General features: G+C 57.9%; 26 protein-coding genes. 19 read left to right on the forward strand and 7 right to left on the reverse strand.

The annotated features are described in order from the left end of the window. Positions 1 to 11: 11 nt before the first annotated feature. Positions 12 to 917, forward strand: a complete 906-nt coding sequence (gene argB, locus NCG89_RS08795) for an acetylglutamate kinase (protein ID WP_251086154.1) — start codon at positions 12 to 14, stop codon at positions 915 to 917. Between the two features lie 3 nt (positions 918 to 920). Beyond that, the gene (gene slmA / locus NCG89_RS08800) at positions 921 to 1,505 is read left to right on the forward strand and encodes a nucleoid occlusion factor SlmA (protein ID WP_251086155.1); all 585 of its coding nucleotides are present in this window, start codon (positions 921 to 923) and stop codon (positions 1,503 to 1,505) included. Between the two features lie 9 nt (positions 1,506 to 1,514). Here slmA and NCG89_RS08805 read toward each other — a convergent pair whose 3' ends face one another. Both NCG89_RS08805 and pyrE read right to left on the reverse strand, forming a co-directional pair. Next, positions 1,515 to 2,174 carry a hypothetical protein gene (locus NCG89_RS08805; protein WP_251086156.1) on the reverse strand — a complete coding sequence of 220 codons (660 nt, stop codon included), beginning with the start codon at positions 2,172 to 2,174 and terminating at the stop codon, positions 1,515 to 1,517. Positions 2,175 to 2,242: 68 nt separating this feature from the next. Beyond that, positions 2,243 to 2,893 (reverse strand): orotate phosphoribosyltransferase, encoded by a 651-nt coding sequence (gene pyrE / locus NCG89_RS08810; protein ID WP_251086157.1) that lies wholly within the window; start codon positions 2,891 to 2,893, stop codon positions 2,243 to 2,245. Positions 2,894 to 3,204: 311 nt separating this feature from the next. Between pyrE and NCG89_RS08815 the strand changes: the two genes are divergently transcribed. Then, positions 3,205 to 3,990, forward strand: a complete 786-nt coding sequence (locus tag NCG89_RS08815; RefSeq protein ID WP_251086158.1) for an exodeoxyribonuclease III — start codon at positions 3,205 to 3,207, stop codon at positions 3,988 to 3,990. 123 nt (positions 3,991 to 4,113) lie between these two features. On the opposite strand, the gene rph is transcribed toward NCG89_RS08815, so the two are convergent. Next, positions 4,114 to 4,836 (reverse strand): ribonuclease PH, encoded by a 723-nt coding sequence (rph, locus tag NCG89_RS08820; protein WP_251086159.1) that lies wholly within the window; start codon positions 4,834 to 4,836, stop codon positions 4,114 to 4,116. Positions 4,837 to 4,983: 147 nt separating this feature from the next. Between rph and NCG89_RS08825 the strand changes: the two genes are divergently transcribed. From NCG89_RS08825 to NCG89_RS08850, 6 genes are all read left to right on the forward strand, one after another. Then, positions 4,984 to 5,835 (forward strand): YicC/YloC family endoribonuclease, encoded by an 852-nt coding sequence (locus NCG89_RS08825; RefSeq protein WP_251089371.1) that lies wholly within the window; start codon positions 4,984 to 4,986, stop codon positions 5,833 to 5,835. Positions 5,836 to 6,322: 487 nt separating this feature from the next. Beyond that, the gene (locus NCG89_RS08830) at positions 6,323 to 7,222 is read left to right on the forward strand and encodes a DMT family transporter (RefSeq protein ID WP_251086160.1); all 900 of its coding nucleotides are present in this window, start codon (positions 6,323 to 6,325) and stop codon (positions 7,220 to 7,222) included. Positions 7,223 to 7,397: 175 nt separating this feature from the next. Further along, entirely contained in the window at positions 7,398 to 8,015 is a 618-nt protein-coding gene (gene gmk / locus NCG89_RS08835; RefSeq protein ID WP_251086161.1) for a guanylate kinase, read from the forward strand. A 78-nt stretch (positions 8,016 to 8,093) separates the two neighbouring features. Next, complete coding sequence (gene rpoZ, locus NCG89_RS08840) at positions 8,094 to 8,357, forward strand: DNA-directed RNA polymerase subunit omega (protein ID WP_251086162.1); 264 nt, start codon at positions 8,094 to 8,096, stop codon at positions 8,355 to 8,357. A gap of 21 nt (positions 8,358 to 8,378) precedes the next feature. Continuing rightward, positions 8,379 to 10,565, forward strand: a complete 2,187-nt coding sequence (spoT, locus tag NCG89_RS08845; protein ID WP_251086163.1) for a bifunctional GTP diphosphokinase/guanosine-3',5'-bis pyrophosphate 3'-pyrophosphohydrolase — start codon at positions 8,379 to 8,381, stop codon at positions 10,563 to 10,565. Positions 10,566 to 10,722: 157 nt separating this feature from the next. Then, positions 10,723 to 11,106 carry a RidA family protein gene (locus NCG89_RS08850; protein WP_251086164.1) on the forward strand — a complete coding sequence of 128 codons (384 nt, stop codon included), beginning with the start codon at positions 10,723 to 10,725 and terminating at the stop codon, positions 11,104 to 11,106. A 41-nt stretch (positions 11,107 to 11,147) separates the two neighbouring features. Here NCG89_RS08850 and NCG89_RS08855 read toward each other — a convergent pair whose 3' ends face one another. Continuing rightward, the gene (locus NCG89_RS08855) at positions 11,148 to 11,999 is read right to left on the reverse strand and encodes an SDR family oxidoreductase (RefSeq protein WP_251086165.1); all 852 of its coding nucleotides are present in this window, start codon (positions 11,997 to 11,999) and stop codon (positions 11,148 to 11,150) included. A 184-nt stretch (positions 12,000 to 12,183) separates the two neighbouring features. Between NCG89_RS08855 and NCG89_RS08860 the strand changes: the two genes are divergently transcribed. The 9 genes from NCG89_RS08860 to NCG89_RS08900 all read left to right on the forward strand — a co-directional run bounded on the left by NCG89_RS08860 (position 12,184) and on the right by NCG89_RS08900 (position 20,755). Then, positions 12,184 to 13,182: an NAD(P)H-quinone oxidoreductase gene (locus tag NCG89_RS08860; protein WP_251086166.1), complete on the forward strand. Its 999-nt coding sequence runs from the start codon at positions 12,184 to 12,186 to the stop codon at positions 13,180 to 13,182. A gap of 59 nt (positions 13,183 to 13,241) precedes the next feature. Beyond that, entirely contained in the window at positions 13,242 to 14,171 is a 930-nt protein-coding gene (locus NCG89_RS08865) for a hydrogen peroxide-inducible genes activator (RefSeq protein ID WP_251086167.1), read from the forward strand. Continuing rightward, positions 14,171 to 16,246 carry an ATP-dependent DNA helicase RecG gene (gene recG, locus NCG89_RS08870; protein WP_251086168.1) on the forward strand — a complete coding sequence of 692 codons (2,076 nt, stop codon included), beginning with the start codon at positions 14,171 to 14,173 and terminating at the stop codon, positions 16,244 to 16,246. Before NCG89_RS08865 ends, recG begins: the two co-directional genes overlap by 1 nt. A gap of 421 nt (positions 16,247 to 16,667) precedes the next feature. Next, positions 16,668 to 17,249 carry a hypothetical protein gene (locus NCG89_RS08875; protein ID WP_251086169.1) on the forward strand — a complete coding sequence of 194 codons (582 nt, stop codon included), beginning with the start codon at positions 16,668 to 16,670 and terminating at the stop codon, positions 17,247 to 17,249. 232 nt (positions 17,250 to 17,481) lie between these two features. After that, positions 17,482 to 18,198: an NYN domain-containing protein gene (locus NCG89_RS08880; protein WP_251086170.1), complete on the forward strand. Its 717-nt coding sequence runs from the start codon at positions 17,482 to 17,484 to the stop codon at positions 18,196 to 18,198. Between the two features lie 106 nt (positions 18,199 to 18,304). Beyond that, positions 18,305 to 18,664 (forward strand): VOC family protein, encoded by a 360-nt coding sequence (locus tag NCG89_RS08885; RefSeq protein WP_251086171.1) that lies wholly within the window; start codon positions 18,305 to 18,307, stop codon positions 18,662 to 18,664. A 75-nt stretch (positions 18,665 to 18,739) separates the two neighbouring features. Further along, positions 18,740 to 19,075: a zinc ribbon domain-containing protein YjdM gene (locus tag NCG89_RS08890; RefSeq protein WP_251086172.1), complete on the forward strand. Its 336-nt coding sequence runs from the start codon at positions 18,740 to 18,742 to the stop codon at positions 19,073 to 19,075. A 244-nt stretch (positions 19,076 to 19,319) separates the two neighbouring features. Next, positions 19,320 to 20,189: an AraC family transcriptional regulator gene (locus NCG89_RS08895; protein ID WP_251086173.1), complete on the forward strand. Its 870-nt coding sequence runs from the start codon at positions 19,320 to 19,322 to the stop codon at positions 20,187 to 20,189. 317 nt (positions 20,190 to 20,506) lie between these two features. Then, the gene (locus NCG89_RS08900) at positions 20,507 to 20,755 is read left to right on the forward strand and encodes a hypothetical protein (protein ID WP_251086174.1); all 249 of its coding nucleotides are present in this window, start codon (positions 20,507 to 20,509) and stop codon (positions 20,753 to 20,755) included. Positions 20,756 to 20,757: 2 nt separating this feature from the next. Here NCG89_RS08900 and NCG89_RS08905 read toward each other — a convergent pair whose 3' ends face one another. Continuing rightward, complete coding sequence (locus NCG89_RS08905) at positions 20,758 to 22,752, reverse strand: molybdopterin-containing oxidoreductase family protein (protein WP_251086175.1); 1,995 nt, start codon at positions 22,750 to 22,752, stop codon at positions 20,758 to 20,760. A gap of 464 nt (positions 22,753 to 23,216) precedes the next feature. On the opposite strand from NCG89_RS08905, the gene NCG89_RS08910 reads away from it, so the two are divergent. Then, a complete protein-coding gene (locus NCG89_RS08910; protein ID WP_251086176.1) occupies positions 23,217 to 24,323 on the forward strand; it encodes a lipase family protein in 1,107 nt (368 codons plus the stop codon). A 1-nt stretch (position 24,324) separates the two neighbouring features. Here NCG89_RS08910 and NCG89_RS08915 read toward each other — a convergent pair whose 3' ends face one another. Both NCG89_RS08915 and NCG89_RS08920 read right to left on the reverse strand, forming a co-directional pair. Continuing rightward, positions 24,325 to 25,095, reverse strand: coding sequence for a hypothetical protein (locus NCG89_RS08915; RefSeq protein ID WP_251086177.1), 771 nt, complete (start codon positions 25,093 to 25,095; stop codon positions 24,325 to 24,327). A gap of 65 nt (positions 25,096 to 25,160) precedes the next feature. Then, positions 25,161 to 25,511 (reverse strand): DUF2834 domain-containing protein, encoded by a 351-nt coding sequence (locus NCG89_RS08920; protein WP_251086178.1) that lies wholly within the window; start codon positions 25,509 to 25,511, stop codon positions 25,161 to 25,163. Positions 25,512 to 25,519: the final 8 nt, after the last annotated feature.

The following is a 25,519-nucleotide window of genomic DNA, read 5'->3' on the forward strand; positions in this document are numbered from 1 at the left end:
GCGAGATAGCCATGTCACTGAGCCGCAGCGAAGCGGGAAATGTCGCCCAGGTCCTTACCGAGGCCCTCCCCTACATTCAGCGATTTACCAACCGCACCATCGTCGTCAAATTCGGTGGCAACGCGATGATCGACGACGAGCTCAAGGCCCATTTCGCCCGAGATATCGTGCTCATGAAACTGGTGGGCATGAACCCCATCGTGGTCCACGGCGGCGGCCCCCAAATCGGCGATCTGCTCAAACGCCTGCAGATTGAATCCCATTTTGTCGATGGCATGCGCGTTACTGACAGCGCAACCATGGACGTGGTTGAGATGGTACTGGGCGGCACCGTCAATAAAGAAATCGTCTCTCTGCTCAACGCCAATGGCGGCAAGGCGATCGGCCTAACCGGGAAAGACGGCCAGCTGATCCGGGCCAGAAAACTGAAAATTACTCAAAAGACCCCCGAAACCGCCGCGCCGGAAATTATCGATATCGGCCACGTTGGCGAAGTGGCCGCCATCTCCACCGATGTCCTGGACATGCTGGTCAACAGCGACTTCATTCCCGTCATCGCGCCCATTGGGGTGGGCCCGGATGGCGCCTCCTACAATATCAATGCCGATCTGGTGGCAGGCAAAGTCGCCGAGGTCCTGCAGGCGGAAAAACTGATGCTGCTGACCAATATCGAAGGTTTGAAAGACAAAGAGGGCACAGTGCTGACCGGCCTGCGCACCGAGCAAGTGGATGAACTGATTGCCGACGGCACCATCTACGGCGGCATGCTCCCCAAGATTCGCTGTGCCCTGGACGCGGTCAATTCCGGTGTGCAGAGCGCGCACATCATCGACGGCCGGGTGCCCCACGCAGTGCTGCTGGAGATTTTTACCGACACAGGTGTCGGCACCCTGATCACCAACAAGCGCGCCGGGTAAGTAATGGCCGCCAAGAGCTCGCGCAAAGAGGACATTCTTCAGGCCCTGGCCACCATGCTGGAAACCCAGCCCGGCGCCCGCATCACCACGGCCAAGCTGGCCGCCGAGGTGGGCGTGTCCGAAGCTGCCCTGTATCGACACTTTCCCAGCAAGGCAAAAATGTTCGAGGGGCTGATTGGCTTTGTGGAAGACGCCGTGTTTACCCGGGTCAGCCTCATCGCCAAAGAAGAGGCTGGCGCGCTGCAAAAGATCAGCAATATTCTGCAGTTACTGCTGGGCTTCACTGAAAAGAATCCTGGCATCACCCGGATATTCAATGGCGATGCCCTGGCGGGGGAAAATGCCCGTTTGCGGGATCGGGTGGTGCAGTTCTACGAGCGCCTGGAAACCCAGATCAAACAGATACTCCGCGAGGCGGAACTGCGCGAGGGCTTGCGCACCCAGGCCACCGCCGGCGCCACTGCCAACCTGCTGATTGCATCGGCAGAAGGCAAAATCAGCCAGTTTGTACGCAGCGACTTTCGCAAGCTCCCCACCAGTGGCTGGGACGAGCAATGGCCGCTGCTGCAACAGCTGGTGTTTCGTTAATCGACCGGCTCAGTGAGCCCTGCTGGACTTGGGCGAGGCGAGGGAGCGACGTTTTTCAACCCGCTCCTGCAAAATAGAAAAGCGCGCCTTGTCTCGCTCATACTCGCTCTCAACCGAATCGAGCTGGGCGGTGCGGGTGATGATCTGCTCTTCGGTTGCCGCCAACTCCCGGCGCAACAACTCCTGGGTCTTGGCCATATTCTCCGACACGGCCACACCCTGACGCTCAAGCTCAGCCGCCTCGGCCTGATTAGTCAGGATTTGCTCTTTAATCACGCGCAGGTTGCTTTTCAGAATACTGATACGCACCTTGATATCGTTCAGGGCACGCTGCTTGGCAACTTCAATGTCTTCCACATCGCTGTAGCGCAGCAACAGTGATTCATCCCACTCGCGCATCTTTTGCTCAGCCTCAGCCCGAGCCTTGGCAATCGCCATTTCCTGTGCATGGGACTTGCGCTCAGCCTCGGTGAGCTGCGGAGGAACGGTTTTGACAATACTGCCGTCCTCGCGAATGACATCGTAACCCCGGGGCACCGCATCGGGGGGAATCCGGTCATCAATCACCACCGAGCCACCCGGGCCGGGATAGCGGTAGTAAATATTCTGCGCCACGGCAGCCAGCGAAAGCCCGGCCAGCAGCACCAGCGTGGTGATCGATTTCAGCATATTTCCCTCCGCGCCCAGCCGGGGCCAGGCGCCATGAAGCATGTAGGAGAAAGAAAAACCGCCTGGGTTTACGCCACGCCGTACTGGCTGCGATAGGCCCGAATTCTCTCCACCAGATTTTCATCGTTAGACTGGCGTTCCAGATACTCAACAATGTCAGCCAGTTTGACAATACTGACGACTCGAAGTTTTTCGTCCTGCTCTAATTCCTGAATTGCCGAACGCTCACCCTGGCCGCGCTCCTGACGATCCAGTCCGATGGCCACACCCGCCACCTCAGCGCCCTCGCCGGTGATCATGCCAATGGCCTCGCGGATCGCCGTCCCCGCGGTGATCACATCATCGATAATCAACACCCGCCCCTGCAGCGGCGCACCAACCAGTGTCCCGCCTTCGCCGTGGTCTTTCTTTTCCTTGCGGTTATAGGCGTAGGGCACATCACGCCCATGACGATCGGCCAGGGCATAGGCGGTCACCGCTGCCAGGCTAATCCCCTTGTAGGCCGGCCCGAACAGCAGATCGAACTCAATACCCGCCGCAACAATCGCGTCGGCATAACACTGCCCCAACGCCGCGAGGGCGGCGCCACTGCAAAACCGCCCCGCATTAAAAAAGTAGGGACTCAGACGGCCAGACTTTAGGGTGAACTCACCGAAGCCGAGGGCTTCGCTCTTTATCGCCTGTTCGATAAAGGCAGACTGGTAGGGCGCAATACTCATAAGGATTCCGGGTAGCCAACTTAACAACCGGCGTATTTTACGCCCAACCACCTAAAACCTCACCCTATCCTACGCAAACCCCATAGAAATGGCGCCAAATATCAATATCACGTTCCTCTTTTGGCCGGATTAACGGTAGAATTCCCATTTGATTGTTGTATCTAATTTTTAAAGGTAGTCTAAAGCAGTAAACCAGCTTACGATTTATTTACCGGGCATCTCACCGCGCTGCAATAAATCAAATTAAGACCTATAAGCACTTCCAGGCGCCACCACAAAAAGGCGCCCGATACAGGTAAAACAGGATTCAGATGAGAATTATCAGCTTTTGCGCTGACAGCATTGTCGATGCCGCAAAAAAAGGCTTTTTTGATTGGGTGACCGAGCAGGACGCCGACATCATTTGCCTGCAGAATCTGGGCATTGCCGAGTACAAGCTCCGGGACGATGTTTACTTCCCCAGAGAGTACAACCCCTATTTCTTCGACGCCGCCGACGGCAAAAGCAACGGCGTGGCGATCTATACCCGCAAGCTGCCCAAGGCCATCATGACCGGCCTGGGCTTTCTCGACTTTGACATGGAAGGCCGTTACATCCAGGCCGATTTCGACGACATCAGTATTGGCAGCCTGCTGGCCCCGTCCGCCTACAACCTGGATGCCAATGCCCAGGCGCGCAAAAATCAGTTCTTTGAGCAGTACATGAACCATCTGACCAAAGTGCGCAATAAGCGTCGGGACTTCATTATTTGCGGCAACTGGAATATCGCCCACCGCAGCATTGACGTGCAGAACGTGAAGGAAAACCACGGTGTATCCGGCAACCTGCCCGAAGAACAGCAGTGGATGGATCGCCTGTTCCGGGAGCAAAGCTACTCCGACGCTTTCCGCCTGGTAACAACGGATGCAGACGAGTTCAGCTGGTGGCCCGACGGCACCCCCGGCGAAAACGGCTGGCGGGTGGATTATCAGGTGGTCTCCGAGCGAATGAAGCCCCGGGTTGAGTTTGGCGCCATCTATAAAGTGCAGCAATTTGGTCAGCACGCGCCGGTGATCATGGACTACGACTATGAAATGCCGGAAGACGAGACCTGGTAATCACCCCAATTGATCACACTGCACAAACAAAAATGGGAGGCCAAGGCCTCCCATTTTTTATTTCCCAACCGGCCCGCACTCACCCACACGCTCTGAGTGTGACCCTGTTTACCGCATGGACGGCTAGCTTTCTGCCAAAGCCTGGCGCTGGGCAGCAATCAATTCGCCAATACCCTTCTCGGCCAGATCCATCATGGCATCCATCTCTTGCCGACTGAAAGTCATGCCCTCGGCGGTGCCCTGCACCTCGATGATGCCGCCCTGATCGTCCATCACCACATTCATATCGGTTTCCGCGGCGGAGTCCTCTAGGTAATCCAGGTCCAGCACCGGCTGCCCCTTAAACACACCGACAGAAACGGCGGCCACCATTTTCTGCAGCGGCTGGCCGCTGATCACACCCCGGGCCTGCAAGCTGGCAATGGCATCAGCCAGAGCCACATAGGCGCCGGTGATAGACGCGGTGCGGGTACCACCATCGGCCTGAATCACATCGCAGTCCAGGGTGATGGTCACCTCACCGAGGGCTTTCAGATCCACCGCCGCCCGCAGGGAGCGACCGATGAGCCGCTGAATTTCCTGAGTGCGACCGCTCTGCTTGCCTTTGGCCGCTTCGCGCATCATGCGGCTGCCCGTGGAGCGAGGCAGCATGCCATACTCCGCGGTGATCCAGCCCTGCCCCTTACCCCGCAGAAAGCGCGGTACTTCCTGGTCGACCGAGGCGGTGCAAATCACCTTGGTATTGCCCGTTTCAATCAGCACCGACCCCTCCGCATGGCAAGTAAAACCGCGCTGGATGCGCAGGGTTCGTTTCTCATCAAAAAGACGCTGACTGGGACGCTGCATTGTTCACCTCGCTGAATTCACTGAGGCGCAGAGTATAAAGGAAGCACTGCACAACCCCCAGCCAAACAGCAGATAGCCCAGGGCAAAAACTGATAGACTGCCGGTCCGAGCAAGAGGTATTGAGGTATTTCCGTGACCGTATCCAGCATGACCGCGTTCGCCCACCTGCGCAGCGAATTTTCCTGGGGCAGTGCCACCTGGGAGCTGCGCTCCGTGAATCACCGCTACCTCGAACTGAGCTTCAAACTTCCCGAAGCCTGGCGCCAGCTGGAACCGGTGTTGCGCGACAGCCTGCGCAAGCAGCTGCAACGCGGCAAGCTCGAATGCAGCCTGCGCGTTCAAATGCAGGAGCAAAGCCGAGACCTCAAACTCAACAACCAGCTGGTCAACCAGATTTTGCAGGCCGCTAACAGTTTGCGCTCCGACATCGCCCACGCCGCCCCCATCAACGTGCTGGAGTTAATGCGCTGGCCCGGGGTGATGGAGAGCGCTGAGATCGATGGCGATGCTATCCAGAAGGAGCTCGCCGCCAGTTTTGAACAGGCCCTGACCAGCCACGTCGAAAACCGCGAGCGCGAGGGCAAGGCCCTGGGCGAACTGGTAAATCAGCGCCTCGACAGCATCGAGGCCATCGTCACCGAAGTGCGCGGCAAAATGCCGGATATCGTCAACCTGCAAAAGACCAAGCTGCAGCAACGTTTGGCTGAGCTGCAGGTCGAGCTGGACCCGGAGCGGCTAGAGCAGGAAATTGCCCTACTGGCGCAAAAGGCCGATGTGGATGAAGAACTGGATCGCCTCGACACCCACGTTGCCGAAGTGCGCCGGGTGATCCGCAAGGGCGGCGCGGTGGGGCGCCGGCTGGACTTCTTAATGCAAGAACTCAACCGGGAGGCCAATACCCTGTCCTCCAAGGCTGTCGTGGTCGACAGCACCCAGGCCGCAGTGGAGTTAAAGGTGCTGATCGAGCAAATGCGGGAACAGATTCAGAATCTGGAGTAACGCCGGTTCAGAACTGGCGAGCATCTCTTCTCACCTTTTAATCAGCAAAACCAGGCCTCGCCTTGCTCGCGAAAGCCCACTACTGTCCGGAATAATTTTTATATCGTCATGCTCGCGAACGCGGGTATGACCATCTTTCAGGCTCTCGCAAGTCAAGTCTCGCCCCGGCATATTCTGTTTCCGCTCACGATTTAAAGCCGCGGCTCAATCTATACCGGACAGCAGTGCGCGCAGGTGGGCACACCGAGCCACCCGTCAGGACACATCAAGGGATACCCGCTTCTGCGGTCATGACAGCGAGGCCCCGAAGCCAGAACAAAGCAGCCTTGCAGCCCAAACAAATAAGTTACCAACAGTGAATTTCCACGTCGCGACAATCCGCTAAGCAAACCGGTCAGAAATCGCAGTTCTGGCGCAAATCAATGTGGTAACCTGCGCCCCCACACGCGGCAATTGCTCGCCGCCCCGGCGCCACCAGGAACCACCCGTGACAACCGCATCTTCACAAGCCCCCCACAATCACCTCAAAGCCGACGCGCTGTTGCTGCTCGCCAGCCTGACTGCGGCAGCAGGTTGGATATTCTCCAGAGAAGCCCTGAGTGGTTTTGCGCCTCTGTCCTTTATGGCACTGCGCTTTTCCCTGGCCGGCCTCATTCTGGCGTTCTGGGGTCGCCGGCAGCTGGCGAGGCTGTCCAGCAAAGACTGGCGCAATGCCGCCGTGGTGGGCGGTCTGTTTGGCATTGCCATGGTGTTCTGGGTTATCGGTTTGAAAACCACTGAGCACGTCGGGGTCGGGGCCTTCCTGACCTGCCTCGGCCTGGTGTCGGTCCCGCTGCTGACGCTGCTGTTTGGCGAGCGGGCCTCGCCCTCGGTGTATCTGGCGATTCCGGTGGCCGTCGCAGGCCTGGCCTGCCTGTCCCTCGACAGCCATTTCAGCCTTGGCATGGCCGAACTGTGCTTTCTGATGGCGGCACTGTTTCTGGCATTGATGTTTATTTTGAACAGCCACGCCGCGGCGCGGATTCCAGCGCTCCCCCTCACCGCCATACAGCTGCTGATTACCGGCGCCATTACCGGTATCGGCGCACTGGGTTTTGAGCAGTGGAGTTTTACGCAGCCAGCCGATATCTGGGGCTGGTTTGCCGCCAGCCTGGTGTTTGCTACCTGTGTGCGTTTCTGGGTTCAAACCCATGCCCAGGGCATGGCACCCCCCAGTCACAGCGCCATTATCATGACGCTGGAACCGGTGTGGACCGCCTTACTGGCAGCGTTATGGCTGGGCGAGCGGATGAGCACCCTGCAGATCACCGGCTGCGGGCTGATCTTCCTCGCCATGCTGGTCAATCGCGGCCCGGCCCTGCGCCTGTGGCTGCGGACATTATTTTAAGCAGTGCTTTCCGGTTTGGAGTGGGGTTTGCCGGGAAATTTTCTTGTACACTGAATGGCCCAGCCGGGGCGAACAACCGACATAAACCGCGCCCCTGAAACCAAGTCCGCCACCTTCGCCCCAGCGGTTCATTGCCGAGCCCGGTCAGCACAGTGGCAGTTATTCGGGATCGAGCATGAGTCAACACGGCACCCTTTATACTATTTCCGCCCCCTCCGGCGCCGGTAAAACCAGCCTGGTGGCCAAGCTGCTCAGCAGCGTCGACCATCTCGGCGTCTCTATCTCCCACACCACCCGCACCATGCGACCCGGTGAGCAAGACGGTGTGAACTACCACTTTGTATCCCACCAGCAGTTCAGCGAGATGCTCGACGCGGCCGCGTTTTTAGAGCACGCCAAGGTATTCGACAACTACTACGGCACCTCCCAGGCCTGGGTTGAAGCCCAACTCGCTAAAGGCGAAGACGTCATTCTGGAAATCGACTGGCAGGGCGCCCAGCAGGTTCGCAAACTGATGCCGCAGACGGTATCGATCTTTATTCTGCCCCCCTCTCGCGAGGCGCTGCTCGAGCGGCTGACGGGTCGCGGCCAGGATGACAGCAGTGTTATCGAGCGGCGCATGCAGGCCGCCGTTGAGGAAATGTCCCACTACAGTGAGGGCGATTACATCGTGATCAATGATGACTTCGAAGTGGCCTTGGCTGACCTCTGCGCCATTGTCCGCAGTCACCGCCTGCAATTAGCCCCCCAGCAAGCACGACATCAGGCATTACTCACAGCGCTACTGTCATAAGGGCAGCGGCTTTGTTAAACTTGTCAACCTTGTCGGCGCAGTTTCGGCGCCGTAGTAAATGCATTTCAGGAAAAACTCATGGCCCGTATTACCGTTGAAGACTGTCTGTCGGCAGTGGATAACCGCTTTGAACTCGTGATGGTTGCCAGCAAGCGCGCCCGCGCCCTTGCCACTGGCGGCAAAGAACCCCGCGTTCAGGAAGAAAGTGACAAGCCCACCGTACTGGCCCTGCGCGAAATTGCCGACGGCAAAATCACCCGCGAAGAAATCATGGCCGCTGACCAGCAGCAGGAAGAGCCCGAGCTGGACCTGGAAGCTGAGTTGGGCAACGCGGCGCTATAACCGTGAACGGCTGGGGTGCGGATGCATCAATACAGTATTTTCAATCCTGCCAGAAGCAGACCCGCGCCAGCGCAGACCGTTGACGCCCTAGCCCATACCCTTTCCGAGTACCTGCCTGCCGAGCAGGTCCAACAGATCAAACGCGCCTATTACTACGCCGAACAGGCCCACGAGGGTCAGAGTCGGCGCAGTGGCGAGCCCTACGTCACCCACCCCCTGGCGGTAGCCAGCATCCTTGCCGAAATGCACATGGATGCCCAGAGCCTGATGGCCGCACTGCTCCACGACGTCATCGAAGACACCGCCGTGACCAAGCAGGCCCTGAGCAATCAGTTTGGCGAAACCGTGGCCGAGCTGGTGGATGGCGTATCCAAACTGACCCGGATCGAGTTCCAGTCCAAGGCCGAGCAGCAGGCGGAAAACTTCCAGAAAATGGCCCTGGCCATGGCCAAGGATATCCGCGTGATTTTGGTCAAGCTGGCCGACCGGCTGCACAACATGCGCACCCTCGGCGTGCTCCGCGCCGACAAGCGCCGCCGCATCGCCCGGGAAACCCTCGAGATTTACGCCCCCATTGCCCAGCGCCTGGGCATGCACAAAGTGCGGGTAGAGTTTGAAGACCTGGGCTTTCAGGCGATGCACCCGATGCGTGCCCGGCGCATCCGCAAAGCCATCGAAGCCCGTTACGGCGACCGCAAGCGGGTGATGGAGTCGATCCGCGAGACCATCGAAAACTGCCTGACCGAAGAGGGCCACAGTGCCCAGGTATTAGGACGGGAAAAGCACCTGTTCAGCATCTACAGCAAGATGCGCAACAAGCGTAAGTCCCTGCGCGAAATCATGGACCTCTATGCCTTCCGTATTGTGGTCGACTCCGTAGACAGCTGTTACCGGGTTTTGGGTTGCGTCCACGGCCTGTACAAACCGGTGCCGGGCCAATTCAAAGACTACATCGCCATCCCCAAGGCCAACGGTTATCAATCGCTGCACACCGTTCTATTCGGTATGCAGGGGGTGCCCATCGAAATCCAGATTCGTACCCACGAAATGGAAGAGATGGCCAATAACGGCATCGCCGCCCACTGGCTATACAAGGCCAACGAAACCGAACCCAAACGCAACTCCAGCCACGCCCGGGCCCGGCAGTGGGTACAGGGCCTGCTGGAAATGCAGCAACGCGCTGGCGACTCCCTCGAATTTATCGAGAACGTCAAAATCGATCTGTTCCCGGACGAGGTCTACGTGTTCACCCCCCGGGGCGACATTATGGAATTGCCCGCCGGAGCCACCGCCGTCGACTTTGCCTACGCCGTGCACAGCGACATCGGCAACAGCTGTGTGGCCTGCCGCATTAACCGCCGCCTGGCACCGTTGTCTGAACCCCTGCAAAGCGGCCAGACTGTTGAAGTGGTCACCACCCCCGGCGCCCAGCCCAACCCGGCCTGGCTGCACTTTGTGGTCACCGCCAAGGCCCGCTCCGGCATTCGCCACTTCCTCAAGCACCAGCGCCGCAACGAGGCAGTAAACCTTGGCAAGCGTATGCTCGACCGCGCATTGGCGAGCCTGTCAGAAAACCTGGCCGAGTTCGACGACGAGCAATTGCTGAAACTGGTGCACTCCACCCATGCCCGCAACATCGACAGTATTTTTGAGCAGATCGGCATGGGCAACCGGGTGGCCTACCTCACCGCCAAGCAACTGGTAAACCTGCGCGATGAAATCCGCGACACTGGCCGCGAAGATGTACCCCCGGCCCTGATGCGCGAAGCCATGGTCATTCACGGCACCGAGGGCTTCCTGGTTAACTTCGCCCGCTGCTGTTACCCCATTCCCGGCGACCACATTGTCGGCATCGTCAGCTCAGAAAAAGGCGTGGTGGTGCACTGCGAAAACTGCCACAACAGCATTGCCCTGAGTAGCCAGCCCGAGCGAGTGGTACCCCTCACCTGGTCCGACAGCATCGAGCGGGACTTCTCGGTCGAACTCAAAGTTGAGCTGAGCAAACAGCGCGGCATTATTGCTGTGTTAGCCACCCGGGTAAACGGCGCCGACGGCAGCATCGAAAAGATCAGCGTTGAAGACGAAAACCCCAAAATCAGCACCATCCACCTGATTATCGGCGTGCATTCCCGCATCCATCTCGCCAACATTATGCGCCGGATTCGCAATATTCCGGCGGTGATTAAGGTAGAGCGGGAGAAGCATTAGTACGGGAGACGGCAAACGCTAGACGGGAGATGCCAACAAAACGCGGCGAAGCCGTGACCACTTTTGCGTCTCCCGAGCGTCAGCCTCCCGTCCAGCGTCTCCCCCGGCAAAGCACTTTTACTTAGGCCTAACACTCACCAGCAAAAGGATTCATCCCGTGAGCAACAAAGAAATCATCAGCACTGACAAAGCCCCCGCCGCCATTGGCCCCTACTCCCAGGCAGTGAAAGTGGGCAACACGGTTTACCTGTCAGGGCAAATTCCGCTGATTCCCGAAACCATGGAAATGATTGAAGGCGGTGTGGTTGAGCAGGCCAAACAGGTCTTTGCCAACCTGTCTGCGGTGGCGGCCGCAGCGGGCGGCAGCCTGGATGACGCGGTGAAGGTGAATATTTCGCTGACCGATCTGGGCGACTTTGCCCAGGTGAATGAAGTGATGGCCGGCGTATTCAAGCAGCCCTTCCCGGCCCGCGCCTGCGTACAAGTTGCCGCACTGCCCCGGGGCGCCATGATCGAAGTGGAAGTGATTCTCAGCCTGTAAGGCCCGCAACCAAGGGCAAGCGCCAAGCGTCGCCCTGGCGCTCAGTGTTCCCGCCGATCGCTAATGACGCTGAGAAAGCCCTCTCGATAAGTCGGATACTTTAGTTCATAACCGCTGTCGCGCAGACGGCGGTTACTGCAGCGCTTGCTGCCAGTGCGTTTTACCACCTCACCATCAGCCCGATAGGTTACCCGCAATAACTCCGCCAGCCAGCGTTGCACATCCTGAATGCTGGCGGGCTCATCATCGACCCCCAGATAACACGACTCAAGGCGATGGCCGGCATTGGCCAGCGCCAGCAAATGCACAATAAAGCCGACGCAGTCATCCCGGTGAATTCGGTTGGTGTAGTGCAGCGGCTCCGGCGGCGCGCACTCGCCCTCCAGCACCTTGTTGATCATCTGCAACCGGCCCGGACCGTAAATACCACCAAAACGAATAATGCTGCTCGGCCAGCCCGTCTGCGCAATGCGCTGCTCTGCTGCCAGCAGGCTTTTGCCGGAAAAGCGATTGGGCAGCGTCGGGCTATCTTCATTAATCCAGGAGTGGTCGTGCTGATCGTAAACCCCGGTACTGCTTACAAACAGCAGCAACTTGGGGGGCTCAAGGGCATTGAGAATGTGGTCCAGGCCCTGTTCGAAGATGGCTTCATAGCCTTCGGGCCGGTAATTCTGGGGGGTGAGGGTCATCACCACGTAATCTGCCCGCAGCTTGCCGAGCTTCACCACCGACTCCGCGCTACTGATGTCCGCCTGCAGCGGCTCAACACCCGCCGGCAGGTTTTCAGCATGGCGGCGTAGCCCCATCACCCGCCAACCTTCACCCAGAAAATGTCCGGCCAGGCCCGCGCCAATGTCACCACACCCTACAATCAACAGACTTTTTGTTGCCATTTACCCGGTAGCCCAACTCTGAGTTTAGTTTTTGACGGTGCTACAACGGTCGTTGCACACTCAGGAAAACTTTGGCAGATTCTCTACGCCCCCGACTTCCGAAACGCGGCAGTTGCATTACGAAACCGAAAACCGGGGCACAAACTCGAAGCTTACAAATTTCGCCGTCCCGAGGGCAAGCACCATGGCAACAAATTCCAAGAGCCGCCGCATTGTGCAGGTTGATGAGGCTGACCAAAGCCTGCGCCTTGTCGAAGAGGCCATGCCCGTCCCCAAGGCCGACGAGGTGTTGGTGCGCGTCATCGGCGCCGGCATTAACCGCCCCGACGTAATGCAGCGCCGGGGCCGCTACCCCGCGCCCCCCGGCGCCAGCCCGATTTTGGGCCTGGAGGTGTCGGGCCAGATCATCGCCCTGGGCAAAGACGTCAAACGCTGGAAGAAGGGCGACCTGGTTTGCGGCCTGTGCAATGGCGGCGGCTATGCCGACCACGCCATTGTGCCCGCCAAACAGTGTCTGCCCATTCCCAATGGCGTCACCGCCCTAGAGGCCGCCGCCCTGCCCGAGGTTTTGTTCACCGTATGGCACAACGTGTTTCAGCGCGGCAAGCTTGAGGCCGGAGAAAATTTTCTGGTTCACGGCGGTAGCAGCGGCATTGGCAGCGCCGCCATTCCCCTGGCCAAAGCCATGGGTGCCCGGGTGTATGCCACGGCAGGCAGCCCGGCAAAATGCGCCGCCTGCGAAGACCTCGGCGCACTCAAGGCAGTCAATTACAACGAGGAGGATTTTGTCAGTGCTCTGAAAGAGGCCACCAACGGCCGGGGCATCGACGTGATTCTGGACATGGTCGGCGGCGACTACATTCAAAAGAACCTGGAGTTGGCCACCCTCGACGGCCGCATCGTCAACATCGCCTATCAGCAGGGCTTCAAATCTCAGATCAATTTTATTCCGGTACTGATGAAGCGCCTGACCCTCACCGCCTCCACCCTGCGCGCCCAAAACGCCAGCCAAAAGGCCAACATCGCCAAGGAGCTGGAAGAGGAAGTCTGGCCGTTGATTGAGCGCGGTGATGTGCGCCCCCTGATCGACAGCGTGTTCCCCTTCGACCAGGTGGGCCGAGCCCACAACCGCATGGAAGGCGGCGAGCACATTGGCAAAATTCTGCTGCATGTGGGTGATTAAAGCCCGATGACCCGCGCTTCGCGTTACTATAGCGGCTGCAACTCGACCCGGGCCCAACCATGACGCTGACAGAACTGCGCTACATTCTCGCCCTGCGCGATACCGGCCACTTTGGCAAAGCGGCCGAAAAGTGCTTTGTCAGCCAGCCCACCTTGAGCGTGGCCATCAAAAAGCTGGAAGACGAATTGGGAGTGTGCCTGTTTGAGCGCAACCGGGGCCAGGTCAAAGCCACCCCGATTGGTGAGCAGATTTTACGCCAGGCCCAAGTGGTGCTGAGCCAGGCCGACCGCATTCGGGAATTGGCCGACGAGGGCCGCGACCCCCTGGGCTCCCCCATTTCGCTGGGGGCGATCCACACCGTTGGCCCCTACCTCTACCCTCGCTGCGTCACCGCCATCCGCAAAGACGCGCCTAATATGCCGCTCTATATTGAAGAGGACTTTACCGGCGCCCTGCGCGAACGGCTGCGCAATGGCAGCCTCGACGCCATCATAGTTGCCCTCCCCTTCAACGAACCGGAAGTGGTCACCCAACCCCTGTACGACGAACCTTTTGTGGTCCTGCTGCCCTGCGACCACCCCCTGGCCAAGAAGAAAACCCTCAAGGCCAGCGACCTCGATAACGAGAATGTGCTGCTGCTCGGCGAGGGCCACTGCTTTCGGGATCAGGTCATGGAGGCTTGCCCCAATCTGCGCAAGCACGCCACCCGAGACGAGCGCCTGCTGCAATCCGTGGTGGAGGGCAGCTCACTGGAAACCCTCAAACACATGGTGGTCTCCAAGCTCGGCATTACTATTCTGCCCATGTCTTCGGCCCAGGTAGCCCCCTATGGCAAAGGCGTGCTCTGCACCCGGCCCTTCGACAAGCCCCCTACCCGCACTGTGGCCCTGGCCTGGCGGGCGAGCTTTCCCCGGCATCAGGCCATTGATGTGATCAGCCAGGCCATCAAAGACGCCGCCCCCAAGATGACCTCTGCCAGCGCGGCCTGATGACCCAGGCGCTCCACCAGCTCGATATCAGCCTGCTCAAAGGCGTTGGCCCCAAAATGCGAGCCAAGCTCCACGACTACGGCATTCGCAGTATTCAGGACGTGTTGTTTCACCTGCCGCTGCGCTATCAGGACCGCACCCGCATTACCCCCATCGGCGCGCTGCAGCTCGGCCAGGATGTGGTCATCGAAGGCAAGGTGGTGGCCGCCGATATTGCCTTTGGTCGCCGCCGCAGTCTGGTGTGCCGCCTGCAAGACGGCACCGGCACCACCACTCTGCGTTTCTTTCATTTTAGTGCCGCGCAAAAGCAGCAACTGGTTGCCGGCACCCGGCTGCGCTGCTTTGGCGAACCCCGCCGGGGTGCCGCCGGATTAGAGTTTTACCATCCGGAATACAAGCTGCTGGCCGGTGATGACCCGGTCGCCGTGGAGGAGCGGCTTACCCCGATTTATCCCTCCACCGAAGGCCTGCAACAAACCAGTTGGCGCAAGCTGGCCGACCAGGCCCTGGGCTACCTGGAGCAGCACCCGGTGGCTGAATGGTTGCCGCCCCAGGTCTTGCCCGGCCGTTGGACCCTGGCCGAAGCCCTACGCTACCTGCATCACCCGCCCACCGATGCCTCACTGTATCAATTGCAGGAGGGCCAGCACCCCAGCCAGCAGCGTCTGGCCTTTGAAGAACTGCTGGCCCACAACCTGGCCCTGCAACAACTGCGCAATGAGACCCGCCGTTTTGGCGCGCCGGCACTGGATGGCCCAAACGACCTGAACCAGCAGTTCCTCGCCCAGCTGCCCTTTCCCCTTACCGGCGCCCAGCAGCGAGTTAGCGAGGAAATTGCGGCTGACCTGGCCAGTCAGACCCCCATGCTCAGATTGGTACAGGGCGATGTGGGCAGCGGCAAAACTGTGGTCGCCGCCCTGGCCGCCCTGCGCGGCATCAGCAGCGGCTTTCAGGTGGCGATTATGGCGCCCACTGAAATTCTGGCCGAGCAGCACTACCACAGTTTTTGCGGCTGGCTGGAGCCACTGGGCCTGAGCGTAGCCTGGCTGAGCGGCAAACTAAAGGGCAAAGCCCGCAACGCCCAAAGCGAGTTGATCGCCAGCGGCGAGGCCCATATTGCCGTGGGCACCCACGCCCTGTTTCAAAACGATGTGGAATTTGCCCGGCTCGGCCTGGTAATTATCGACGAGCAACACCGCTTTGGTGTGCATCAAAGGTTGTCACTCAAACAGAAAGCCAGCATTGAGGTCGGCCAACCCCACCAGCTGATCATGACCGCCACCCCCATTCCCCGCACCCTGGCCATGACCGCCTACGCCGATCTCGATACCTCGATTATCGACGAACTGCCCCCCGGTCGAACCCCGGTCACCACCGTGGTGCTGGACAACGCCCGCCGGGATCAGATTGCCGAACGCCTCAATGCGGTTTGCGCCAAAGGCCAGCAGGCCTACTGGGTATGCACCTTGATTGAGGAGTCAGACAAACTGCAGGCCCAGGCCGCCGAAGCCAGCTGGGCGCAACTCAAAGAGACCCTGCCCAATCTCAACATCGGCCTGGTCCACGGCCGCATGAAGCCCAAGGAAAAAGCCGAGGTCATGGCCGCCTTCAAAGCCGCCGAGCTGGACCTGCTGGTTGCCACCACCGTGATCGAAGTTGGGGTAGACGTGCCCAACGCGTCTTTGATGATTATCGAAAACGCCGAACGCCTCGGCCTTGCCCAACTCCACCAACTCCGAGGCCGGGTCGGCCGGGGCAGTCAGCAAAGTTTTTGCGTACTGCTCTACCAGGCACCCCTGTCCCGCAATGGCCGTCAGCGCCTGTCGGCACTGCGGGACAGCAACGACGGCTTTGTCATCGCCGAGCAAGACCTGCAACTGCGCGGCCCCGGCGAAGTGCTCGGCACCCGCCAGACTGGCCTAATGAGCTTTCGCATTGCCGATTTACAACGGGATGAAGACTTGCTCGATGGCGTCAAGGACGCAGCGGAGTGGTTGCTAAAGCAACGGCCGGAGCATGCCAAGCCATTGATTGAAAGATGGCTGTCGGATCGGACGTTGTATGCTTCGGTGTAGGTTTGGCTGGGCGGGCGTTAGGGGCTATAGTTGGCTAGACGCTAGACGCTAGACGCTAGACGCTAGACGCTAGACGCTAGACGCTAGACGCTAGACGCTAGACGCTAGAAAAGTATTCCCCGAGCGGGGCTGCCATGCAATGCTGAAAGTAATACTTTTCAACTGAGCGACAGGTCTATTTCGTCATTCCGGACGCGCTGCTCAGCGAGCCGGAATCCAGCAGCAATAAATGGAATTAATTCGTCAAGGAAGAGGACGCCAACCATGATTTTTAGCATCCTGCCAATACCCACCTGCGCAAGCCATTGATCAGATATGGATAATTTAATAGCTCGTTATAGGCGTTCAGAAAATCGTGGCTTCACGCTAATAATTACTATGAGGCTGTTGGCCTCATTAACACGCTGATAGCGACCCGATCATGTCTGATGGAATAGCAATCCCATTTATCGGTAGTTCTGTTTGGGAAGATTTAGCCGAAGGATGGCACATCCTAGCTGCGATTTTTCTTGCATATTTTGGGCTGTCGAACCTACTTGAATACAACGAAATCGATGGGTGGATAGGTGCTTTTTGTGCCGCGTCGGGTATCTTCTATTTGGTTTATGTGGCGCACCGAAGACATAGGTATAAAAACGCCGTAATGATCTTCAGTGAATATCCTCCAAAGCGAGGTAAAGCATTTTCATGCAAGATTATTTTTGATGAAGAATTTGAACTACTAGGCACTGGTCTTGCTGAAATACACAGAAGTGGTTTTGATGGCGCGGGTCGAAACGATCACTATCCTTTGTGGGCTAGAGGGGCCGTTTTGAGCCACTGTATCGAAGATAGAAAAACTGTCCTCTCATTCAGCTTTACCATCGAAAAGACGCTTGACACTTCGTTTTACTACAGGCCTTGGTATAGAGATCACTTGCCAAAATGGAAGTTGGTATTAAATGCCAAAAGAAAAGACCGAAAGAGATTTCCGAGGCGAAGATATATCGAGGTGTGGGAGTAAAATCGCCAACAAGGCCATAAAGCGAGAACCATATTTCGTTGCATCAGCAAGCAGCGCATCGATAGATTGATGAGCAGTATAAAATTGGCAGGCAAGGCGGGCCGCACTTCTCTTCAACGCCTTTTTTTCTTTCCGACCCGATGTGCACAGGAGAGAATTGACTGCCACGAATCGCCCCACCACACTGGCGTCAAGAATGAAGTATTTCTGATAACTTTTTCGGTCTAATTTGATGAACGAAGACAAACAAAAAATCGCTCTCTTCATTGACGCCGATAATGCCCCCGCCAGCAAATTTGAGGATATTCTCAGCGAGGTGGCGAAGTATGGCGTGGTGACCATTCGCAAAGCCTATGGCAACTGGAAGAAGACCTCCATCAAGCCCTGGGAGGATTTACTCCATGAATATGCGATCCAGCCAGTCCAGCAGTATGATTTGTCCAAAGGAAAGAACGCGTCAGATATCGCGCTAGTAATTGATGCGATGGATGTGATGTACACCAAAAATATTGACGTGATGTGCTTTGTATCATCGGATTGCGATTTTACGCCAATGGTCACTCGGGCATTAGCGGAGGGGAAGGTAGTGCTGGGCTTTGGCGAAAGGAAAACACCCACACCTTTTGTGAATGCTTGCTCTAAGTTCTTATTTTTGGATGACGAGCCAAGTTCAAGCGAACCAAACCCGGCTGCGTCAAAGAATTTAAAATCCAATACAAAGCTGATCAATCTGCTGCGCCAAGCCATTGATGCCAATGCTGACGATGACGGCTGGGCCCTGCTCGGCCCGGTAGGGTCGCATATTTCCAACCAAACCTCTTTCGACACCAGAAACTATGGCTTCAAGAATTTAAGCAGCTTGTTCAAAGCCATAGACCTTTTTGAAATGAAACGCGGCCCCGGCAGTTCATTTATGGTTCGAGACCTGCGTAGAGGCAAATCTAAATAAACACCGCCCTGCCTCCCACCCCACTTTCTCCCCCGCACCTTGCCCCAGCCTGTTACACTGCCCGCCTCTAGCCAGCCAATGTGCTGCTGGCCCTGCCGGAGGATGTATGAACCAACACGAAACCCTGAACTATGTGGAGTTCGCTGCGGTGGACCTTTCCGCAACTAAGGCATTCTTCAGCAAGGCCTTTGATTGGAGCTTTGTGGACTACGGCGAGAACTACACTGCCTTTTCTGGCCAGGGGCTGGATGGCGGTTTCTTTCGGGCCAATATGTTTTCGTCTACCGAGAATGGCGCAGCGTTGCTGGTGTTTTACAGCAACGATCTGGAGGCTACGCTGAACAAGGTGTGCCTGGCGGGCGGTCGCATTATCAAGCCGGTGTTTACCTTTCCCGGTGGTCGTCGCTTTCACTTTACCGAGCCCAGCGGCAACGAGTTTGCGGTGTGGTCTGATCAGCGGGTATAACCGGCAGACCATCTAACACCCCGCTCTGGCCGGTAGCAGTTATACTGCCGCCCCTTTACCCATGGAGAGGTGCCCATGAGCTTGCCGCCCTGCCCCAAATGCGAATCTGAATTTACCTACGAAGACCGCCAGCTGATTATCTGTCCCGAATGCGCCTACGAGTGGTCACCCGCCGAGGCAGCTGCAGCCGAGGCCGATGCGGCCATCAAAGATGCCAACGGCAATCCGCTGACCGATGGCGATACCGTGACAGTGATTAAAGACCTGAAGGTGAAGGGCTCGTCTCTGGTGGTGAAGGTGGGCACCAAGGTGAAAAACATTCGCCTGGTGGATGGCGACCACGATATCGACTGCAAGATAGACGGTATTGGCGCCATGAAGCTGAAGTCGGAATTTGTGAAAAAGGTGTAGCGCGCCGCTTATGCGGGCATCCAGAAAACCAGCTACGTTAGCAACATACTGGATACCGCGCGTTCGCGGGTATGACGATATTTGAGGCTTTCTTAAATCAAGTCACGCCCCGGCAGATTCTGTTTCCGCCCACGATATCTAGTCCTTGCAAGCTGTGTGCACGGATGCAGACAAGTTAGCAAGTACGATCAAGCGCGCTTTAGCCAAGACTGTCATTCTGGCCACTCGAAACCGGAGACTGTCAGTGACCGACAACGCCAAACAACGCTACCAGCAACGATTGCAACGGGTGTGCGAGTATATTTACGAGCACCTCGACGGCGATCTGTCGCTGACCCAATTGAGCGCGGTGGCGGCGTTCTCGCCCTATCACTTCCATCGCGTGTTCAGCGCCGCCACGGGCAAGAGCCTGGCCAAGTTCATTCAATTGGCGCGGCTGCGCCCGGTGTCTTACCGGGTGGCCTTTGAGCCGGAAACCAGCCTAACCGAGCTGGCCTTTGCGGCGGGCTTTGACAGCCTGGAAGCTTTCTCTCGGGCGTTTAAGCGCGAGTTTCAGCAGACACCCTCCCAGTTTCGCAACCAACCCGACTGGCCAACCTGGCACAGTCGCTTTGCCTTTGCGCACCCCTATTCTGGAGCCTCACCCATGGATGTTCGTATTGTCGATTTTCCCGAGACCCCGGTTGCCCTGCTGGAGCACCGTGGCCCCGCCGAAAAGGTAATGGAAACCGCCGGGCAGTTTATTGCCTGGCGCAAACAGACCGGCTTATCGCCGGTGGCCAAGTGCAAGACCTTTGGGGTGCCCTACAGCGATCCCAACACCACTCCGCCAGCGGATTTTCGCTGGGATGTGTGTGGCGAGCATGACGGCCAGGTGCCGAAGAACGCTTTTGGCGTAAAAAACGGGGTAATTCCCGGTGGCCGCTGCGCGGTGCTGCGCCATACCGGCAGCAACCAGAATCTGGATGACAGCATTTACTACCTGTACCGGGACTGGTTGCCCACCACCGACGAGGAAACCCGGGATTTTCCGGTGTTCTTTCACTATGTGAGCGTGACCGAGAACGGCCCTGCCAGCAATGATGTGACGGATATTTATTTGCCACTTAAGTAGCACAGTAGATTCAATGTGAAGATGCCAAATCCAGGTGCGCTGAAAAGCGCGCCCGGAATCCGTCAGTCGGCCACCGCCCAGGCCAACAGTAACCCCAGCGCCGTGCTGGCCTTGCTCCAATAATCTTCCGCCGAACTTCCGTCCATATCGCCCATTTTTGCACCGCACCCTCGCCGCATCCTCGACAACCCGCCAACCTATTCGCGATAGATAAGTGGGTGAGATTTGTCGGCAAAACACCTAAGATGGACCCTGCGATGCGACCGGCGATCATGCCGGGGCCAAAACCACAGCGATAACAACAGATGGGTAGTGCAATGCAGAATATGGGCGAGCAGGGCGAATCGTGCCCCTTCAGTTTCAATTTTGATCCCGACACCTTCAAGGTGGGCGATACGGTGAGCTATCGGGTGCCGGAAACCCTGGGAGATTTTCCCTTTGCTGGGGTCATCAAGGAAGTGCACGACGACCATATCATTATCTGCCCCAACGACCCGAGAGAGCCCGACCTGCTCTACCGGGCAACCCGGGAAAGTCGACCGGTGGTGGCCGCCAAAGATATCTAGGGCTACACCCGGGCCTCGACCTGCACCACCACCCCGTTCATGTGCGACATATTGCTTAACTTCTCGTAACTGCCGGGGCCGGTAGGCAACAGTTGATTGACGTTTACTCCGGGGCGAGCCTGGGCACGGGACAAAGCACCCGCGTACTGATGGCCATAGCCGTGGCTCATGGCCACCACCCCCGAGCGCAGGCTGTCATCAAATTTCAGCGTGGTATCCAGCGCGCCGTTGTGCATGTAGTTGGTGCGCAGGGAAATCAGCTTGAGCAGGTCGCGGGGTTCGCTGGCCAGCTCCGTGAAGATCGCTTCGGCCCGCACCAACGAGTCACTGAAAATATCCGGGCAGCAATCCACCTTCCTGTCCGGGTGGCGCAGCAGGTAATCAAAGAAATCCCCTTTGTCGGCGGGCTCCAGCAACTTGCTGCCAAAGGGCTCGGCCCGCAGTGCGGCCCGGTCCAGATTACCCGCGCTGAGAAAACCGTCGAGCACCTCGCCGCCGTCGCCAGGGTCGCCCTCCACCTCGCTCAGGCCCAACTCCTGGTCGAGACGCGACAAAATCCACCAGTCGTTCTTACGCTCATACTTGGGCGCCACCACCGCATCGGTGTAATGAATATAGGGCTTGGGCTGGGCGCCGTTGCCCACGTGATTGATATCTTCCCGCTCCAACCAATCAGAGGCGGGCAGTACATAGTCCGCCATCTCGCCGGTGGCATTGCGGTACAGATCAATGCAGACAATCAGTTCCAGTTTCTCAAAGGCCTTGCGCAGGCGCTGCTCGCCGGAAATGGACAACAGCGGATTGCCCGACAGCACGATCAGTGCCCGTACCGGATTATCCTTCTCCTCCAACTCCATAAAATCGGCCATCAAATTGCCGGGCAGGGCGCCATAACTGTGGCGCATTTCGCCCAGCGGCGTATCAAAAAACACGTCGGTTGAGGCGACTTCGCTGGTGCTCACGGGCAGAAAGCCCCGAGCATAATAATTGCCACCAGGCTTGCCCAAATTCCCCGTCACAAAGGACAGCATGTTCAGCAGCCAATAGGCCAGGGTGCCCTGGCGACTCTGGTTCACACCCGTGGCCATATACACACTGGCCGATCTGGCCGCCATAAACTGCTCGGCCAGACCGGTAATCTGTTCGACACTGACCCCCACCACATCGGCAACGCGCGAGGCGGGATACTGGCCAACAAAGGCCCGCAGCTCGTCAATACGTTTGCCATACTTCGCCATGATCGCGTCGTCAAAGCCGCCGCGCTGATCAATATGGTGAATCAGCGCCGCCAGCAGGTATACATCGCTGTCGGGCTTTACCTGTAACACCTCCCCGGTTTTTGGTGTGCTGGATTCGATCTTGCGCGGGTTTACAAACACCACCTTGCCGCCGCGCTGATGGATATCTCGCAGCACGCCCATCGCATTGGGGGTCGACACCAACGTCCAGTGCGACACCTTGGGGTTACCCCCCACACAGAGCAGAAAATCGGTGTTGGCAAAGTCGGGAATGGTCCATTGGCTGCTACCGTACATGGCGGCCAGGGCCACGGGTTTGTTGGCCATGTCCTGGGTGGACGCCCCGAAGCAACGACTGCTGCCCAACTTCGCCGCCAGCGACACGGCTGGCAGAAACGCCTTGGTGTTAAAGGCGATGGGGTTGCCGTAATAGGTGCCGATACTGTCGGCGCCGTATTTTTCTTTCAGGGCGGTGAGACGCTTGCCGATATCCGTCAGCGCCGCGTCCCAGCTGACCCGTTCAAAATCCCCCTTGGCCTCGGTGCGAGGATTGCGGCGACGCATGGGGTAATTGGCCCGGTCGGGGTCGTGATGAACTTCGGTGAAAGACAGCCCCTTGTGGCAGGAGAAGCCCGTACTGATAGGGTGCTCCCGGTTGGGCACCAGCTTGACGACCTCGCCCTGCTCATTGAGCTCAGCCTTCATCGGGCACAGGGGCTCGCAAATTCGACAAAAGGTATCTTTGACTTGAGTGCCCATGGCGGCTTTCCTTTTGGGGTGCGGTTTATATTTTTATCGCGCAATTTTTCTTACTAACGCTTCATTTTGCTGGCCAGCACCGAACCAGCCTGCTTCGACTGAGCAGACGCTATCGTGCGCCATCTGCCTATCAGCGTTAGATTTATCCAATATCGGCAATCTAGCGCGCAATTGCAAGGTCCTGCCGCCGACAAACGAACTCCGGCCCCGGCAGTCAGTTGCAAAAAATCCCCAATGACCACCGCATCAGATACCGAACCGCGGCCGTGATTTGCCATTACAAAAGTCACAACGACACACGACTGTCACAGAAAAATACTACCTTTATCGTTATCAAAAGCCGCTATTTCACTCTTGTCGAGATGAAAGGGCCGGCGCTACCATCACTGATCGCAACCACAACCCACTCTTACCACCCACACTCACCAGCCACATTCAGCGCACATTACCCCGAGGAGCCCACCATGCTGATTCAGCCAGGGAAGGAAGAACGCGCCAGCATCGATCTGATGATCCGTCTGGCCTATGTCACCTATGCCGGTTATTACAACCTGGAAGGCATCGGCATCCGCCATGCCATTCGCAAAATCGCCAAGAAGGTAACCCCGGAGGAGAAAATTGTCTGGGGCCCTGCGGTGGGTGGCAATCTGCTCGACCTGTTCAGCACCACCGTGGCCATGATCACCAAAAACACGGTGGCCGAGGCCGAAGGCAAAGCCGTGTACACCCTGGCCTTTCGGGGTACCAACCCCACCTCTTGGTCATCGATCCTGGTTCAGGATATGGACGTGAGCAACATGGTGCCCTGGACTCTGGTATCGCCCCAGGCCAAGGTTGCCGACGATGCCGATCCCGCCATTCTGGCGGGCGCCTCCTTCACTATGAAGGATGTGAACAAGCTGAAATACAAGGGCAAAACGATTCTGGAGTTTCTCAAAGGGGTCGCTCAGGAAGAGGACGCCCACATCAATGTGGCCGGGCACAGCCTGGGTGGGCTGACAGCGATGATGTACCCGATTTGGCTGATGGATGAATTTCGCGCGGCGGGCATTTCCCTCGACCAGCGCTTCAGTCTGTGGGCAACCGGCGGCCTGTCGCCGGGCAACAGTGACTTTGTTGATTACTCCGAGAAGCTGTTTGCCGACCACGGCATCTACAACCTGCGCATCACCAACCCACTGGATCTGGCTCCCAAGCTATGGGTGCAGGCAGAAATCGCCAACGTGGCAACCATGTATGGCCCCAGCGTGGACGTCGGCAAGTTTGATCGGAGTTTTATCAAGCTGCTCTACAACATGGCCCTGAACCGGGATTACACCCAGACCCCGCGTTACATGGAAATCAGCGCCTCCCTGGCCGAGGACATTGACGGCTGGTTTATGCAGTTTGTGTATCAACACATGGTCGGTTACATCAACTACCTGGAAGATCCGGCCGCTCGCTCGGCGCTGCTGCGCATGCTCGGTATGGAGATGATGAAGGTGAATCCGGTGATGCTGACCAAGATGATGATCAAAATGCCGGAGTCCCAGTTGCACACAGCGTTGTCCTGGCGGCCCTTCGCCAACTGAGCTAGTTGATGACCGGCGGCTGGTCAGTATTACCCGCCGCCCAATCGGTCAGCTGGTCCAGCTCCTCCAGGTAAGGACGCACCGCCGGCCAGTCCGGACGACTGGTTTCTATCCAGCGGCGCTCATCTTCGTGGATCATCGTCGCCACCGGCGCCATCTGCTGACATTGGTCGGCTCGCACCTCGGCCACGGTCGGCATATTCCGAAACTGGCGCAGCACCTCCTGCACTTTCGCCTCATCAATGCCCGCCGCCCGCATTTGCGCAGCCATGGCCTGGGCTTCAGCATTTTGCTCGGCCTTCATCTGGCCCTGCTGACCTGCCATCGCCTGCGCCTCGGTGCAGACTTCGTCCACTTCACTTTTGCGCTCGGCGCGGTCATTGACCAAATCGGGGTAATCGGTAATCGCCGTGCTGGCATTCATAATGCGAGTTTCGAGAGAATCCCAGTCCGCCTCACTAAACCCCCGGCTGGCCAGGTGCTTTTCTTCAGCCAGGGCAAAGGCCCGGGGCGCATCCTCATACTGGGCGGCATTGGCTTGATAGCGGCGCAGCAGTTGGTTCAGCTCTATTTCTATTTGCAGATAACGCTTTACCTGAGCCTCGGTCAGCGGTGCCGACGATGGCCCCCCTTGACCCGCGGCCTGCACCGCCACACTCCAGCTGCCAGCCAGCAATAGGCCCGCCCAGGTTATTGCCTGCAGTAAGCGCCAAACTCCGGGCGCCGTCTCACGGTTGTTGGCGCCGTGCCCCTTGGCTGATTGCATTGTCACTGTCCCTGTCTCCCGTTATTGTCATTGAGCCCCAGCATACGAAAACTGGAGGCCGGGATACAGTTTCAATGCGCCTGACGCGCCAGGTGCCGCTCCCGGACAATCAGGTAAATGGGAAAGGCAAAGCAGGTACCGAGAAAGGAGAGCGCCAAAAAGCCCCAGCCTTTGCCGCGACCGAGGCCAATGCGCGACGCATCGGCCACCACCCAGATCATGTAGGCGAGCCAGCAGGCCAACAGATCGATGGTCAGAAAGGCGGCGGCAGGGCCGGATTGGAAAGCATCGGCAAAGAAGCTGAACACGTTCAGAATATTGCCGCCTGCAGCCACCCACAGATAACCGAAATACCAGGTCAGCCCTAGTGAAAGCAGTGCAATTAGCCCCAAGGCCAGCTGTCGAAATATTGCGAAATTCATATCAAGTC

The sequence above is a fragment of the Spongiibacter taiwanensis genome (assembly GCF_023702635.1).
GTDB classification, from domain to species: domain Bacteria; phylum Pseudomonadota; class Gammaproteobacteria; order Pseudomonadales; family Spongiibacteraceae; genus Spongiibacter; species Spongiibacter taiwanensis.